Annotated in this window: 12 protein-coding genes; 2 read left to right on the top strand and 10 right to left on the bottom strand. The window is 70.7% G+C overall.

Annotated elements, in window-relative coordinates:
• The first annotated feature begins 5 nt into the window (after window positions 1–5).
• Window positions 6–1,004, top strand: a complete 999-nt coding sequence (locus tag ACSHXC_RS18275; RefSeq protein ID WP_438292597.1) for an anion permease — start codon at window positions 6–8, stop codon at window positions 1,002–1,004.
• A gap of 375 nt (window positions 1,005–1,379) precedes the next feature.
• On the opposite strand, the gene pstB is transcribed toward ACSHXC_RS18275, so the two are convergent.
• The 8 genes from pstB to mshD form a co-directional block, all read right to left on the bottom strand.
• Window positions 1,380–2,156, bottom strand: a complete 777-nt coding sequence (gene pstB, locus ACSHXC_RS18270) for a phosphate ABC transporter ATP-binding protein PstB (RefSeq protein WP_189964994.1) — start codon at window positions 2,154–2,156, stop codon at window positions 1,380–1,382.
• A 53-nt stretch (window positions 2,157–2,209) separates the two neighbouring features.
• The gene (gene pstA / locus ACSHXC_RS18265; protein WP_438292596.1) at window positions 2,210–3,286 is read right to left on the bottom strand and encodes a phosphate ABC transporter permease PstA; all 1,077 of its coding nucleotides are present in this window, start codon (window positions 3,284–3,286) and stop codon (window positions 2,210–2,212) included.
• A 141-nt stretch (window positions 3,287–3,427) separates the two neighbouring features.
• Window positions 3,428–4,426, bottom strand: a complete 999-nt coding sequence (gene pstC, locus ACSHXC_RS18260; protein WP_438292595.1) for a phosphate ABC transporter permease subunit PstC — start codon at window positions 4,424–4,426, stop codon at window positions 3,428–3,430.
• Between the two features lie 137 nt (window positions 4,427–4,563).
• On the bottom strand, window positions 4,564–5,706 hold the full coding sequence (pstS, locus tag ACSHXC_RS18255) for a phosphate ABC transporter substrate-binding protein PstS (RefSeq protein WP_438292594.1): 1,143 nt from the start codon (window positions 5,704–5,706) through the stop codon (window positions 4,564–4,566).
• Window positions 5,707–5,990: 284 nt separating this feature from the next.
• Complete coding sequence (locus tag ACSHXC_RS18250) at window positions 5,991–6,419, bottom strand: NUDIX hydrolase (RefSeq protein WP_438292593.1); 429 nt, start codon at window positions 6,417–6,419, stop codon at window positions 5,991–5,993.
• Window positions 6,416–7,423: a CHAD domain-containing protein gene (locus tag ACSHXC_RS18245; RefSeq protein WP_438292592.1), complete on the bottom strand. Its 1,008-nt coding sequence runs from the start codon at window positions 7,421–7,423 to the stop codon at window positions 6,416–6,418. The genes ACSHXC_RS18250 and ACSHXC_RS18245 overlap by 4 nt, the downstream gene beginning before the upstream one ends.
• Window positions 7,410–9,635: an RNA degradosome polyphosphate kinase gene (locus ACSHXC_RS18240; RefSeq protein WP_438292591.1), complete on the bottom strand. Its 2,226-nt coding sequence runs from the start codon at window positions 9,633–9,635 to the stop codon at window positions 7,410–7,412. Before ACSHXC_RS18240 ends, ACSHXC_RS18245 begins: the two co-directional genes overlap by 14 nt.
• A 276-nt stretch (window positions 9,636–9,911) precedes the next feature.
• Complete coding sequence (gene mshD, locus ACSHXC_RS18235; RefSeq protein ID WP_438292590.1) at window positions 9,912–10,835, bottom strand: mycothiol synthase; 924 nt, start codon at window positions 10,833–10,835, stop codon at window positions 9,912–9,914.
• 251 nt (window positions 10,836–11,086) lie between these two features.
• On the opposite strand from mshD, the gene ACSHXC_RS18230 reads away from it, so the two are divergent.
• Complete coding sequence (locus ACSHXC_RS18230) at window positions 11,087–12,904, top strand: bifunctional metallophosphatase/5'-nucleotidase (protein ID WP_438292589.1); 1,818 nt, start codon at window positions 11,087–11,089, stop codon at window positions 12,902–12,904.
• Window positions 12,905–13,146: 242 nt separating this feature from the next.
• On the opposite strand, the gene ACSHXC_RS18225 is transcribed toward ACSHXC_RS18230, so the two are convergent.
• Both ACSHXC_RS18225 and ACSHXC_RS18220 read right to left on the bottom strand, forming a co-directional pair.
• A complete protein-coding gene (locus ACSHXC_RS18225) occupies window positions 13,147–14,544 on the bottom strand; it encodes a sensor histidine kinase (RefSeq protein WP_438296664.1) in 1,398 nt (465 codons plus the stop codon).
• 26 nt (window positions 14,545–14,570) lie between these two features.
• On the bottom strand, window positions 14,571–15,302 hold the full coding sequence (locus ACSHXC_RS18220; RefSeq protein WP_344372264.1) for a response regulator transcription factor: 732 nt from the start codon (window positions 15,300–15,302) through the stop codon (window positions 14,571–14,573).
• Between the last annotated feature and the right edge of the window lie 38 nt (window positions 15,303–15,340).

The following is a 15,340-nucleotide window of genomic DNA, read 5'->3' as shown; positions in this document are numbered from 1 at the left end:
CAGTCATGGACACCTTTGCGTTGATCGTGACCATTGGGGTCGCGCTCGGATTCACGTATACGAACGGCTTTCACGACTCGGCGAACGCCATCGCCACGTCGGTGTCCACGCGGGCACTGACGCCGCGGGCCGCGCTCGCGATGGCCGCCGTCATGAACCTCGCCGGTGCCTTCCTCGGCAGCGGCGTCGCCAAGACCGTGAGCGAGGGGCTCATCTCCACGCCCGAGGGCAACAAGGGGATGGGGATCCTGTTCGCGGCGCTGGTCGGCGCGATCATCTGGAACCTGGTCACCTGGTACTTCGGGCTTCCCTCGTCCTCCTCGCACGCCCTGTTCGGCGGCATGGTCGGGGCGGCGCTCGCGGGCGGGACCACCGTGTACTGGTCCGGGGTGCTCGACAAGATCGTCATCCCGATGTTCGTCTCGCCGGTGGTCGGCCTGCTCGCCGGCTACCTCGTGATGTGCGTGATCCTGTGGATCTTCCGCAAGGCGAACCCGCACAAGGCCAAGCGCGGCTTCCGTATCGCGCAGACCGTCTCGGCGGCCGGCATGGCGCTCGGCCACGGCCTCCAGGACGCGCAGAAGACCATGGGTGTCGTGGTGATGGCGCTGACCATCGCCGACGTCCAGTCCGCGGGCGACGAGATCCCGATCTGGGTCAAGATCGCTTGCGCGGCGATGCTGTCGCTCGGTACGTACGCGGGTGGCTGGCGGATCATGCGGACGCTGGGGCGGAAGATCATCGAGCTGGATCCGCCGCAGGGGTTCGCCGCGGAGACCACGGGCGCCTCGATCATGTTCGGGTCCGCGTTCCTGTTCCACGCGCCGATCTCCACGACGCATGTGATCACCTCGGCGATCATGGGTGTGGGGGCGACCAAGCGGGTCAACGCGGTGCGGTGGGGGGTCGCGAAGAACATCATCCTCGGCTGGTTCATCACGATGCCGGCCGCGGCGGGGGTCGCTGCGCTGAGCTATCTGGTGGTGCGGCTCTTCTTCGGGTAGGCCCCGGGGGGTCTGCCCCGCCGGGCCTCCGCTCCTCAAACGCCGGAGGGGCTTTGCGTGCGCACGGTTTTCGGCTGCGCGTCGGTTCGTGGCTGGTCGTGCAGTTCCCCGCGCCCCTAGCAGGGCCGACCTCGGCAGGGTGCCCCTGCGGGCATACCCAGCCTGTCATGGGGGTCCCCCTGGCCCTTAAGGCCTTGGGGGAGTTTGAGGACGAGCGCCTTTAAGGCGCGAACGAGGTCTGGGGCGGAGCCCAGGGGGACCAGGGCTGTCGCGCGCGGAGCCGTACGTAAATGGGCCCGCCCCGGGGTTGCCGGGGCGGGCCCTTCGTCTTGCGGTGGCACCGCCATGCAGCACCGCAGACGCTCTGGGGCGGGCCTAGCCGAAGCGGCCCGAGATGTAGTCCTCCGTGGCCTGCACGGACGGGTTGGAGAAGATCCGCTCCGTCTCGTCGATCTCGATCAGCTTGCCCGGCTGACCGACCGCCGCGAGGTTGAAGAACGCCGTACGGTCCGAGACGCGCGCCGCCTGCTGCATGTTGTGGGTCACGATCACGATCGTGAAGCGTCCCTTCAGCTCCCCGATCAGGTCCTCGATCGCGAGGGTGGAGATCGGGTCCAGGGCCGAGCACGGCTCGTCCATGAGCAGAACGTCCGGTTCCACCGCGATCGCACGCGCGATGCACAGGCGTTGCTGCTGGCCGCCCGACAGGCCCGAACCCGGCTTGTTCAGGCGGTCCTTGACCTCGTTCCAGAGGTTCGCGCCCTTGAGGGACTTCTCCACCACGTCGGCCAGTTCGCTCTTCTTGAACTTGCCGTTCAGGCGCAGGCCCGCCGCCACGTTGTCGAAGATCGACATCGTCGGGAACGGGTTCGGGCGCTGGAACACCATGCCGACCGTACGGCGGACCGCCACCGGGTCGACCGCGGAGCCGTACAGGTTCTCGTCGTCCAGGAGCACCTTGCCCTCGACGCGGCCACCGGGGGTGACCTCGTGCATGCGGTTCAGGGTGCGCAGGAACGTGGACTTGCCGCAGCCGGACGGGCCGATGAAGGCCGTCACCGAGCGCGGCTCGACCGTCATCGAGATGTCGTCGATCGCCTTGTGGGCGCCGTAGTAGGCGGAGAGGCCCGATACGTCGATTCGCTTGGCCATGTCACTTACTCACTGCTTCTGTAGGGGGAGATCAGTCGCTGTATGGCCGCGCGTCAGCGACCGGTCTTCGGGGCCTTCCAGCGGGCGATGCCGCGAGCCACCAGGTTCAGGATCATGACGAAGGCGATCAGGACCAGGGCGGCCGCCCACGCGCGGTCGTACGACGCGTCGCTGCCGACCCGGTACTGCTCCCAGATGTAGAAGGGGAGCGAGGACTGAGCACCGTCGAAGGGGTTCGTGTTGATCAGCTGGTTGCCGAAGACGAGCAGCATGATCGGGGCGGTCTCGCCGGCGATGCGGGCGATCGCGAGCATGAAGCCCGTGGTGATGCCGCCGATCGCGGTCGGGATGACCACCTTCAGGATGGTGCGCCACTTCGGCACGCCGAGGGCGAGGGAGGCCTCGCGCAGCTCGTTCGGGACGAGCTTGAGCATCTCCTCCGTGGAGCGGACCACGACCGGCATCATCAGGATCGAGAGGGCGAGCGAGCCCATGAAGCCCGAGGGCTGCAGGTCGAACATCAGCATCAGGGTCAGGATGAACAGACCCGCGACGATCGACGGGATGCCCGTCATGACGTCGACGAAGAAGGTCACGGCCTTGGCGAGCGCGCCCTTGCCGTACTCCACCAGGTAGACCGCGGTCAGCAGGCCGAGCGGCGCGGAGATCAGGGTGGCGATGCCGATCTGCTCCAGGGTGCCGATCAGCGCGTGGTAGATGCCGCCGCCCTGCTCGAAGGCGGGGACGCCGGCCATCGAGTGGGTCAGGAAGTATCCGTTGAGGACCTTGGTGCCGCGGCTGATCGTCGTCCACAGGAGGGAGAACAGCGGGATCACGGCGAGGATGAAGCAGACCCAGACCAGGGAGGTCGCCACCCGGTCCTTGGCCTGCCGCTTGTTCTCGACGGCCGAGGTGACCGCGTACGAGATGAGGACGAACAGCAGGGCCGCGATCAGGCCCCACTGGACCTTGCTCTGCAGGCCGAAGGCGAGGCCGATGCCGATGGCGAGGGCGATCGCGGCGACCGCGAAGCCGGCTCCGGCCCAGCGGGGCAGGGAGCGGTGGCTGAGGCTTCCCCTGCCGGGGGCCGGGGCGGCCGGCCGGGCGTCCTGAACGGCTATGTGGCTCATGCGGGGCTCCCTTCGGGGTGGAGGTCTCGGCGGGGTCGGCCCCGGTGGGCTGCGGCCGGGGGTTCGGGGGTTGTCCCCCGGGGAGGCACAGCGCTCATGCGGGGCTCCCTGCGGGGTGGAGGTCGGGGGAGAGTGCCGGGATCATGCGTTGGCCCCCGAGTACTCCTTGCGGCGGGCGATGATCATGCGGGCGCCGCCGTTGACCAGCAGGGTGAGGACGAAGAGGACCAGGCCGGAGGCGATCAGCGCGTCGCGGCCGAGCTGGTTGGCCTCGTCGAACTTCGCGGCGATGTTCTGCGCGAAGGTGCCGCCGCCCGGGTTGAGCAGGTGCAGCGAGAGGACGTAGCTGGGGGAGAGGACCGTGGCGACGGCCATCGTCTCGCCGAGCGCGCGGCCCAGGCCCAGCATCGAGGCGGAGATCACGCCCGAGCGGCCGAAGGGCAGCACCGAGAGGCGGATGACTTCCCAGCGGGTCGCGCCGAGGGCCAGGGCGGCCTCCTCGTTCATGCGCGGGACCTGGAGGAAGACCTCGCGGCTGACGCTGGTCACGATCGGCAGGATCATGATCGCGAGCAGGATGCCGACGGTGAAGATGGAGCGGGCGACGCCGACCTCGGTCTTCTCGAAGAGGACGGTCCAGCCCAGGTACGAGTCGAGCCAGTCGTTGAGGCCGCCGAGGTAGGGCACCAGGAACAGGGCGCCCCAGATGCCGTAGACGATCGACGGCACGGCGGCGAGCAGATCGACGACGTACGCGAGGGGTGCGGCCAGCTTGCGCGGCGCGTAGTGCGAGATGAACAGGGCGATGCCGACGGCGATCGGGACCGCGATGGCCATCGCGATGACCGAGCTGACGACGGTGCCGAAGAGCAGGACCGCGATGCCGAACACCGGCGGGCTGCCGGCCGGGTTCCAGTCGAAGGTGGTCAGGAAGTTGCCCTGGTCCTCCGAGATCGCGATGCCGGCCCGGATGCTCAGGAAGATGGCGATGGCCGCCATGACGACGAGCAGGAAGATGCCCGAGCCCCGGGAGAGCCCGAGGAAGATCTTGTCGCCCGCGCGGCCGGTGGACTGCTTGCGGCGCGCTGCCGGGGCGGGAGCGGGTGGCGGAGGTGTGTCCGTTGCTATGGAAGAAGCCATGATCTTTCCGGTCTGTGGGCGGGGACCGGACGGGCCCCCTGGCGGCGGTGCACCGGATGGTGTGCGGCGGGGACCGGATCGGGGTCCCCGCCCCACGCGAGCCGCCGGGTCTTCGGCCCGGCGGCTCAACTGTCGTTCTACTGGAGGGAGTTGATGGTCGCGACGACCTTGGCGTTGATCTCGGACGGGATCGGCGCGTAGCTGGCGTCGGTGAGCAGCTTCTGCCCGTCGGCGCTGGCGGCGTAGGAGAGGAAGGACTTGACCGCGGGGAGGGTGGCGGCCTTGTTGCCCTTGTCGCAGGCGACCTCGTACGTCACGAGGACGATCGGGTAGGCGTTGTCGGCCTTGGTCGCGTAGTCCAGCTTCAGCGCCAGGTCCTTGCCGGTGCCGGCGATCTTCGCGGCGGCGATGGCGGTGGAGGCGTTCGCGGAGCTGGCCTTGACCGGGGCGGAGGCGCCGGTGTTGATGTCGACGGTCTTGATCGACTGGGAGGAGGCGTAGGAGAGCTCGAAGTAGCCGATGGCGCCGTTGGTCTGCTTGACCTGGGCGGCGACGCCGGCGGAGCCGGAGGCGGCCTGGCCACCGGGGGCGGCCCACTTCTTGGCGGGCGCGTACGTCCAGTCGGCCTTCGCCGTGGCGCTGAGGTACTTGGTGAGGTTCTCGGTGGTGCCGGAGTCCTCGGAGCGGTGGAAGGCCTGGATCGCCAGGTCCGGGAGCTTGGCGCCCGGGTTCAGCTTGGCGATGGCCTCGTCGTTCCACTTGGTGATCTTGCCGCTGAAGATCTTGGCGAGGGACGAGGCGTCCAGGACGAGGCTGTCGACGCCCTCGACGTGGAAGCCGATCGCGATCGGGCCGCCGACCATCGGGAGGTTGATGCCCTGGCCGCCGGTGCAGACCTTCTTGGAGTCCTCGACCTGCTGCGCGTTGAGCGGCGAGTCGGAGCCGGCGAAGGCGACCGTGCCCTGGGTGAAGGCCACGATGCCCTCACCGGAGGAGGAGGACTTGTAGTTGATCTGCGCGTCCTTGCAGGCCGCCATGTAGTTCTTGACCCAGAGGTCCATGGCGTTCTTCTGCGCGGACGAGCCCGAGGCCAGGAGCTGGCCCTTGGCGCCGTCGCACTTCACGTTGGAGGCGGCCCCGGAGGCCGTGCCGCCGGTCCCGCCCGTGGTCCCGCCACCGCTGTTGTTGTCGCTGCCGCACGCCGTGAGGGCCAGGGCGCTGGACACGGCGATGACGCCGAGGGCGGTGGCGCGGAGCCGGTTCTTGCGCTGAAGCTTCACTTTCGGGTGTTCCTTCCGGGAGCCGCCGGTTTCCGTTCGTTGTACGGCGGCGTGCGTGGATGGGCGGTGAGGGCGGGGTGCCGTGCACCGTGTAAGGCCGAAATTAGGCAGAACAGGTGAAGCGGTCGGCGGGGGAGAGTTAACGGAAGGTGAACCATGGCGGGCAGTGCGGTGCCGACCGTTACCGGTTCGTGTTCAGCTGGCGTACGGAACCGATTCTGCGCCCGGGGCACGCTCCTGTTCAGGGTGCGTTTCGGGCGGAATCCCGGGGTCAGGCCCCGGGGTCAGGCGGAATGCAGCGCGTCGAGCAGCGCGAGGACCAGCTGGCGGTCGCGGGGCTGGGTGAGGCGGTGGTGGGCGGCCGCCGGGGGCAGCCAGAGCAGCCGGTCGACCTCGGAGTTCGCGGTGAACCGGCCCTCGCTCGCCTCGGCGGCCCAGTACTCGACCCGCTTGGGGCGGCCCTGGCCGTCCGTGTAATGGACGGTGGGCAGCGCGGCACCCGGCGTGCACTGGTACCCGGTCTCCTCAAGCACCTCGCGCAGCGCACCCGCCAGCGCCGCCTCGCCCCGCTTCAGCTTGCCCTTGGGATGCGACCAGTCGTCGTACTTCGGGCGGTGGACGAGGCAGACCTCTACCCCGCCGTCCCCCCACGGGGAGCGGCGCCACAGCACGCACCCCGCGGCGAGGACGGTTCCGTCGGGGGCGGTGCTCATGGTGCGGCCGTGGTCGCCGACGGTGCCGCTGTCACCGCCACCGGCTGCCAGATCCGCTGGAAGGCGAAGCGGGCCGCCTCCACGTCGTGCCGCTGGTCGGCGTGGAGCACGCCGAGGGCGTACGCGGTGGTCGGCGCGATCCGGGGCGTGCGGGCCGCGGCGGATGCCGCCGACGCGGCCTCGGCGGCGTCCCGGTGCCGGTCGAGCGCCCGCCCCGCCGCGAGCAGCCGCTCGCACGGAGCCGCGTCGCCGAGCCCGTGGTGCAGCACTTCCTGGGCGTACCGGTGCAGCCGGAGCAGCAGGCGCACCTGGTGCCAGGGGCTGTCCTGCGACTCGCTCTCCTGGACCAGGGCCTCCGCGTTGTACGGATGGGCGGCCCGGGCGAGCGGCAGCGCGGCCACCGCCCGCTCCAGCCGGTCCTCGGCGTCCAGGGCCGCGGGCGCGAGCACCTCGCAGGCGTGGGCGGCGGCCGCCGACGCCAGTGGCACCTCGCTGGCCAGCAGCGCGACCGCGTCCGCCACCGCGTGGAAGCGGGACGAGCCGAGCGCCTGGAGCGCCGCCGAGTGGGCCCGGGTGCGGGCCAGGGTCAGCTGCCGCTCCAGGAGCGCGCCGGCCCGGGCGGCGCCCACCGTGAGGGTGCCCGCGTCACCGCGCGGCGCCGGCACCCCGGGACCGGAGAGCCGGTGCAGCGCGTCCAGGAGCCGGGTGAGCCGGGCCGAGCAGGAGTGCTCGCCCGCCAACGTGCCCGACAGCCAGGCGAGTTCGGCCCGCAGCCGGTCGGCCCACTCCGGGTCGAGCAGCGGGCGGAAGGTGTGCAGGGTGCCGCTGATGCGGCGGGCCGCCGCGCGCAGGGCGCGGGCAGCCTCCTCGGTGGAGTGGTTGTCGGGCCCCGCCTCGCGGTGGAGGCGGAGGCTGCGCAGGAATTCCCCCGCCTGCGCGTGGAGGTAGGGGGCAAGGATCTCGCCCGCCAGCTCCTGTCCGGCGATGTTCTCAGGGCGTTGCACGCCGGCGCCTCCGGGCGTCTATCAGCATCTCCTGTACGTTCCGCAGCGGCTGTCCCTCGGCATCGGTCGAGTGCCGGTTCCAGTTCCCGTCGGCGCCCAGGTGCCAGGACGACGTGGTGTCCGACATCCCGGTCTCCAGGAGCCGGCTCAGGGCCGCGCGGTGGGCCGGGTCGGCGACCCGGACCAGTGCCTCGATCCGTCGGTCGAGGTTGCGGTGCATCATGTCGGCGCTGCCGAACCAGACTTCGGGCTCGCCGCCGTTCCCGAAGGCGAAGACCCGCGAGTGCTCCAGGAAGCGGCCGAGGATCGAGCGGACCCGGATGTTCTCCGAGAGCCCGGTCACGCCCGGCCGTATCGCGCAGATGCCGCGCACCCAGATGTCGACGGGCACACCGGCCTGGGAGGCCCGGTAGCAGGCGTCGATCACGGCCTCGTCGACCATCGAGTTGACCTTGATGCGGACGTAGGCGGGCCGCCCGGCGTGCTGGTGGGCGATCTCCTTGTTGATCCGCGAAATCAGGCCGTCCCGAAGGGACTTGGGGGCGACGAGCAGACGCCGGTAGGTCTCGCGGCGGGAGTACCCGGACAGCCGGTTGAAGAGGTCCGAGAGGTCCGCGCCGACCTGCGGGTCGGCGGTGAGCAGCCCCAGGTCCTCGTAGAGGCGGGCCGTCTTCGGGTGGTAGTTGCCGGTCCCGACGTGGCTGTAGCGGCGCAGCGTCTCGCCCTCCTGGCGCACCACGAGGGAGAGCTTGCAGTGCGTCTTGAGGCCGACGAGCCCGTACACGACGTGGCAGCCGGACTCCTCCAGCTTGCGCGCCCACTTGATGTTGGCCTGCTCGTCGAAGCGCGCCTTGATCTCGACGAGGACGAGCACCTGCTTGCCCGACTCGGCCGCGTCTATCAGCGCGTCCACGATCGGCGAGTCGCCCGAAGTCCGGTACAGGGTCTGCTTGATGGCCAGCACGTCCGGGTCGGAGGCGGCCTGCTCCAGGAAGGCCTGCACCGAGGTGGAGAACGAGTCGTACGGGTGGTGCAGGAGCACGTCGCGTTCGCGCAGGGCGGCGAAGATGTCGGGCGCGGAGGCGGATTCGACCTCGGCGAGATCGCGGTGGGTGCCCGCGACGAACTTGGGGAACTTCAGCTCCGGCCGGTCGAGCGCGGAGATCCCGAACAGGCCGGTCAGGTCGAGCGGGCCCGGCAGCGGGTAGACCTCGGCGTCCGAGATCTTCAACTCCCGTACGAGCAGGTCGAGTACGTACGGGTCGATGGACTCCTCGACCTCCAGGCGCACCGGCGGGCCGAAGCGGCGCCGCATGAGCTCCTTCTCCAGGGCCTGGAGCAGGTTCTCGGCGTCGTCCTCCTCGACTTCGAGGTCCTCGTTCCGCGTCACCCGGAACATGTGGTGCGCGAGCACTTCCATGCCGGGGAACAGCTCCTCCAGGTGCGCCGCGATGACGTCCTCAAGAGGCACGTAGCGCTGCGGCGAGGCCTCCAGGAAGCGGGAGAGCAGCGGCGGCACCTTCACGCGCGCGAAGTGGCGGTGGCCCGAGACCGGGTTGCGCACCACCACGGCGAGGTTGAGCGAGAGCCCCGAGATGTACGGGAAGGGGTGCGCGGGGTCGACGGCCAGCGGGGTGAGGACCGGGAAGATCTGCTGGCGGAACAGGGTGAAGAGGCGGGCCTGCTCCTTCTCGGTGAGCTCCGGCCAGCGGATCAGGTGGATGCCCTCGTCGGCCAGCGCCGGGGCGACGTCCTGCTGGTAGCAGGCGGCGTGCCGGGCCATGAGCTCGCGCGAGCGGGTCCAGATCAGGTCGAGGACCTCGCGCGGCTGGAGTCCGGAGGCGGAGCGGGTGGCGACGCCGGTGGCGATGCGGCGCTTGAGTCCGGCGACCCGGACCATGAAGAACTCGTCCAGGTTCGAGGCGAAGATCGCCAGGAAGTTCGCCCGTTCGAGGAGCGGGGTCGCCGGGTCCTCGGCGAGCTCCAGGACGCGCTCGTTGAACGCGAGCCAGCTGCGTTCGCGGTCCAGGAAGCGGCCCGAGGGGAGCTCGTCGCCCTCGCTCTCGTCCTCGTAGCCGTCCAGGTCGGCATCGATGTCCGGCTCCAGGTCGGAGACGGCGGCCGCGAGCGTGTGCGGCCGGTGCGCGGCTATGGAGCCGACGGACGGCTGGGCGGGCTGGAGCGGGACCTCGGCGCTGGGCTGCTGGCTCATGTCCCCATTGTTCCGCGCGCCGAGGGTGTCCAGCGCGTCGGAGAGGGCGGGAGTGAGTGCCCGGGGGGATCTCGTGGGGGGAACTGTTCCGTTCCGGGTGGCGGGCGCCGGCGGCTTCATTACGCGAGCGTCGCAAGCGTGTCTGAATGGCTGGTTACGAGGACATGACGTGCGGGCAAGCGAACCCCGGCCCCCGGGCGTCGCCCAGGGGGCCGGTCCGCGGGGCGCGGCCACCAGAATGCGGCGGCCGGCCCGTCCGGGCAAGGGGGCGGGAGGTCAGGACTCCGCGCGGTACATCAGGTCCACCTCGTGGGTGGTGAAGCCGAGGCGCTCGTAGACCGTGACCGCCGCCGTGTTGTCGGCGTCGACGTACAGCATCGCGGTGGGCAGGCCCTCGGCCGCCAGGTGGCGCAGCCCCGTCGCCGTCAGCGCCTTGCCGAGGCCGCCGCCCTGGGCGTCCGGCCGGATCCCGACGACGTACACCTCGCCGAGCCGCTCCTCGGCGTGCACCTTCGTCCAGTGGAACCCGACGATCTCGCCGGCGCGCTCCGCGAGGAAGAAGCCCTTGGGGTCGAACCAGGGCTCGGCCTTGCGGTCGTCGAGGTCGCGCTGGGTGAGGGAGCCCTGCTCGGGGTGGTGCGCGAAGGCGGCCGCGTTCACCGCGAGCCAGGCCGCGTCGTCCTCGCCCGGCGTGAAGGTGCGCACGGTGACGCCCTCGGGCCAGACGGGCTCGGCGATGTCGAGGGGGCTCAACGGGCGCCGCAGCTGGCGCAGTTCGCGGAACAGGGTCAGGCCGAGCACCTGGGCGAGGTGGCGGGCCGCCGAGTGGCCGCCGTGCGCCCACACCCGCAGCCGCTTGCCGGTCGCGCCGAGCAGCGCGCTGCCCAGCGCCCGGCCGTGCCCGTGGCCGCGGTGCGCGGGGTGCACGACGAGCTCGGCGGCGGGCGCCTCGACCGGGTCGGTGTCCTCCAGCTGGGCGTACCCGGCGAGCACATCGCCCACGGTCAGCAGAAAATGCCGCACTCCCTCGCGCCGGCCCCCGCGCAACTGGAGCCGCCCCTGCTCGGAGACGGCCTGCTGCCCGTCGCTGCGGGCGGCGTCGGCGATGAGGTCGAGGACTGCCTGCGCCTGCGAGTGACCGAGCTCGTCGAGCGTCTGGATCTCGCGGGAGGACGGGGTGGGGGCGGCTGCGTCTGTCATGTCTACGAGGGTACGGCGGGGGGCCTCGCGGACGGGGTCGGGTGAGGTGATCTGCCGCCGGTCGGGTCGCGGTTCGGGCCGCCTCCGGGGCATCTCCCGGTCGCCTTCGCGCGAGCGGCCCGGATCCCCCTCCGCCCCGTACGTGATCAACGGCAACCAGCTCGTAACCCGCCACCCCCTGTTGCGCTACGCGCGTTGACCCTAGGCTGCGCCGGGACTTACCGGAAACTCACAGGGGACTCCAAGAACACATGCCAGCGAAACCCCACATGAAGCGTGCCGCCACACGAATGTGGGCGGGGGCCGCCGGACTTGCCACCGTCGGAGCGCTCGTCGCCGCGATGCCCGCCGACGCGCACGACCACGGGCACCACCCGAAGCCGGACCGCACCGTCGACGTACAGCTGCTCTCCTTCAACGACCTGCACGGCAACCTGGAGCCCCCGGCCGGCTCCGCGGGCGCGGTGACGGAGCGTCAGGCGGACGGGACCACCAAGTCCGTGCCGGCCGGCGGCATGGAGTACCTGGCCACCTCGCTGCGCACCGCGCGCCAGGGCCACCCGTACTCGATCACCGCGGCCGGCGGCGACATGATCGGCGCGAGCCCGCTGCTCTCCGGGCTCTTCCACGACGAGCCGACCATCGAGGCGCTCAACAAGCTCAAGCTGGACGTCACGGCCGTCGGCAACCACGAGTTCGACGAGGGCGCCACCGAGCTCGCCCGCATGCAGAACGGCGGCTGCCACCCCACCGAGGGCTGCTACGAGAAGGGCAAGAAGTTCCGCGGCGCGGACTTCCCCTACCTCGCGGCCAACGTGACCAGCGAGAAGACCGGCAAGCCGATCCTCAAGCCGTACACGGTGTGGCAGAAGAACGGCGTCAAGATCGGCTTCATCGGCGTGACCCTGAAGGGCACCCCGAACGTCGTCACCGCGGCTGGCGTCAAAAGCCTCAAGTTCGCCGACGAGATCGAGACGATCAACAAGTACGCCAAGGAACTGGACCGCCAGGGCGTCAAGTCCATCGTCGCGCTGATCCACGAGGGCGGCATGCCGTCCACCAACGCGTACAACGACAGCTGCGACAGCCAGGGCCCCGGCAGCGGGATCTCCGGCCCCATCGTCGACATAGCCAAAGGCATCACGCCCAAGGTGGACGCGCTGATCACCGGCCACACCCACCAGGCGTACGTCTGCACCATCCCGGACCCGGCGGGCAACCCGCGCATGGTCACCTCGGCGGCCTCGTTCGGCAAGCTGTACACGGACACGACGCTGACGTACGACCGGCGTACGAACGACATCGTGCGTACGGCGGTGAAGTCTCAGCACTCCCCGAAGTCGGCGAACCACATAGTCAGCCGGGACCAGGCGAAGGCTCCCGACATGACCCAACTGATCGCCCGCTGGGGCAGGTTGGCGGCCCCAATCGCCAACCGGCCGCAGGGTTACATCTCCGCCGACATCAACGGCCGCGGCTCCGAGGCCCCCGAGAAGCCGCTGGGCGACCTGATCGCGGACGCGCAGTTGTCGGGTCTGTCCGCACCCGACAAGGGCGGCGCGCAGATAGCCCTCATGAACCCGGGCGGGATCAGGTCGGACCTGGTCTACAAGGCCTCCGGCAGCGAGGGCGACGGGGTCGTGACGTACGGCGAGGCGTTCACGGTCCAGCCGTTCACGAACATGATGAACGTGGTCGACCTGACCGGCGCGAAGCTGATCACCGCGCTCCAGCAGCAGGTCAGCGGGCCGAACGCGGCCGACCCGAAGATCCTCCAGATCTCGAAGGGCCTGACGTACACGCTGGACATGACGAAGTCGGGAGCGGCGCGGGTCGTGGTCGATACGATCAAGCTGAACGGGGTCGCGATCGACCCCGCGAAGACCTACCGGGTCGCGATGAACGAGTTCCTGGCGGGTGGGGGTGACGGGTTCCCGGCGCTGGTGGGCACGAACAAGCTGGTCGGGGCGTCCGACCTTGACGTCTTCGACGCGTACCTGGCTGCGAACTCTTCGGCGTCCGCGCCGATGGCTCCGCCGGTTCCGGGGCGGATCACGGTGGTGAAGTAGCCGTCGGCTGCGGCGAGTCGAGGGGCGGCGGGGCTTTGCGGCCCCGCCGCCCCTCGTGCTCTTTCGGCACTCCGTGCTGGGGTTTCGGCCGCGAGCCGGTGGGGGCTGGTCGCGCAGTTCCCCGCGCCCCTAGCAGGATCGACCCTGGCAGCACCGGCATCTTTAGCCTGTCCGGCGTTTGAGGACGAGCGCCCTTCAGGCGCGAACGGGGTCTGGGGCGGAGCCTCAGGGGGGTTTGCTGGTCAGGGGGTGTCCGGGGGCGGGGTCGGGGCGCCCGGCAGGGTGATCGTTGCCAGGGTGCCGCCGGACGGGGCCGCGGACAGCGTGACCTCGCCGCCCGCGTGCTGCACCGTACGGGCCACGATCGACAGCCCCAGCCCCGAGCCGGGCAGCGCCCGCGCCGAAGGGGAGCGCCAGAAGCGTTCGAAGACGTGGGGGAGATCCTCGGCCGGGATGCCGGGACCCTGGTCGCGGACCGTCAGGACACCCCGGTCCAGTGCCACCGTGACCGTCCCCCGCGGCGGACTGAACTTCACCGCGTTGTCCAGCACATTCACCACCGCCCGCTGCAACGCCGCCGGCTCGGCCCGCACGTACCAGGGCGCGAGGTCCGCAGTGATGGTCAGCTCGGGGCCGCGCAGCCGCGCCCGGTCCAGCGCGACCCGGGTGATGTCGTGCAGGCCGACCACCTCCAGCGGGCCCTCCCGGACCGCGTCCGGACGCGACAGCTCCTGCAAGTCCCCGATGAGCGAGGCCAGTTCGGACATCTGTGCCGTCACCGACGCCATCAGCGCCTTGCGGTCGGCGGGCGGAATGGCCCGCCCGGTCTCCTCGCTCCGGGCGAGCAGTTCGATGTTCGTACGCAGCGAGGTGAGCGGCGTACGCAGCTCGTGCCCGGCGTCCGCGATGAGCTGCGCCTGCCGGTCCCGGGAGGAGGCGAGCGCGGCGGTCATCGCGTTGAACGAGCGGGACAGGCGCGCGATCTCGTCCTCGCCCTCGACCGGGATGCGTACGGTCAAGTCCTCGGTGCGGGCCACGTGCTCCACGGCCCCGGTCAGCTTGTCCACGGGGCGCAGGCCGGTCCGCGCGACCCAGAGGCCGGCGGCTCCGGCGCCGATGACGCCGATGCCGGCGAGGCTCAGAAGGACGAGCGCCAGCTGGTTGAGCGGCTTGGTCACCTCTGCCATCGGCACCGCGATGGAGACGGCGATGTGCTCCTGGGCGAGACCGCTCTGCACGTTGGCGTACTGGGTGAACACACGGCGTTCCACACCGGAGCTGTCGGTCGTGGTGTGCATGGCGTCGTTTCGGAAGCCTTTGGCCACCTGAATGTCCGAGTGCTGCACGGGCAGTTGGGCGGACTTCGGGTTGGCGCACACCGAGCCGTCGGCGTACACGACCTGGGTGAGAGGTGTGTTGCCGGGAAGCAGGATGGGACGGGGGGTCACACTGCGGCAGTTCTGGATCAGCTGGAAGGCGTAGTCGGTGCTGGCGCTGCTTCGGCTTTCGGCGCTCAGCCGGGCGTCCAGCTGGCTGGTCAGCACCCCGCGGGTGAAGAACCAGCACGCCACGGCGAGCCCCGCGACCGCGACCGCGACCGCGACGGCCACCAGCATCGCGAGCCGGGACCGCAGCGGCATCGCGCGGTACCGGCCGAGCAGACGGTTCACTCCGCGCCGCCCGGCCGGAGCGCGTACCCCACGCCCCGCACCGTGTGCACGAGGCGCGGCTCGCCGCCCGCCTCCGTCTTGCGGCGCAGGTACATGACGTACACGTCGAGGGAGTTGGACGACGGCTCGAAGTCGAAGCCCCAGACCGCCTTGAGGATCTGCTCGCGGGTCAGCACCTGGCGCGGGTGGGCCAGGAACATCTCCAGGAGGGTGAACTCGGTGCGGGTCAGCTCCACCACCCGGGTGCCGCGGGTGACCTCGCGGGTGGAGAGGTCCATCCTCAGGTCCGCGAAGGTGAGGACGTTCCCGGCGTCCTGCCCGGCCGCCCCCGCGTCGACCGCGTACGAGCTGCGGCGCAGCAACGCCCGGATGCGGGCGAAGAGTTCGTCGAGCTCGAAGGGCTTGACCAGGTAGTCGTCGGCGCCCGCGTCGAGCCCGGTGACGCGGTCGCCGACCGTGTCGCGCGCGGTCAGCATCAGGATCGGCGTGGTGGAGCCGGCCGCGCGAAGGCGGCGGGCCGCGGTGAGCCCGTCCATCCGCGGCATCTGGATGTCCAGGACGATCAGCTCGGGCCGGTACGCTTCCGCCTTCGCGAGGGCGTCGAGGCCGTCGACGGCGACCTCGGTGCCGTATCCCTCGAAGGCGAGACTGCGCTGCAGCGCCTCGCGGACGGCGGGCTCGTCGTCGACGATCAGGATGCGCTGCGGGTCGTCCTCGGCGGGGCTCATGAGCGGGTTCCTTCTTCTGCGTCTTGCGGCTCGGTGAC

Origin of the sequence: Streptomyces sp. HUAS TT7 (assembly GCF_051550175.1) — a bacterium.
In the GTDB taxonomy this organism is placed as follows: domain Bacteria; phylum Actinomycetota; class Actinomycetes; order Streptomycetales; family Streptomycetaceae; genus Streptomyces.
Note: the sequence above shows the minus strand (reverse complement) of the source record. Positions and strands in the feature narration are given on the sequence as shown.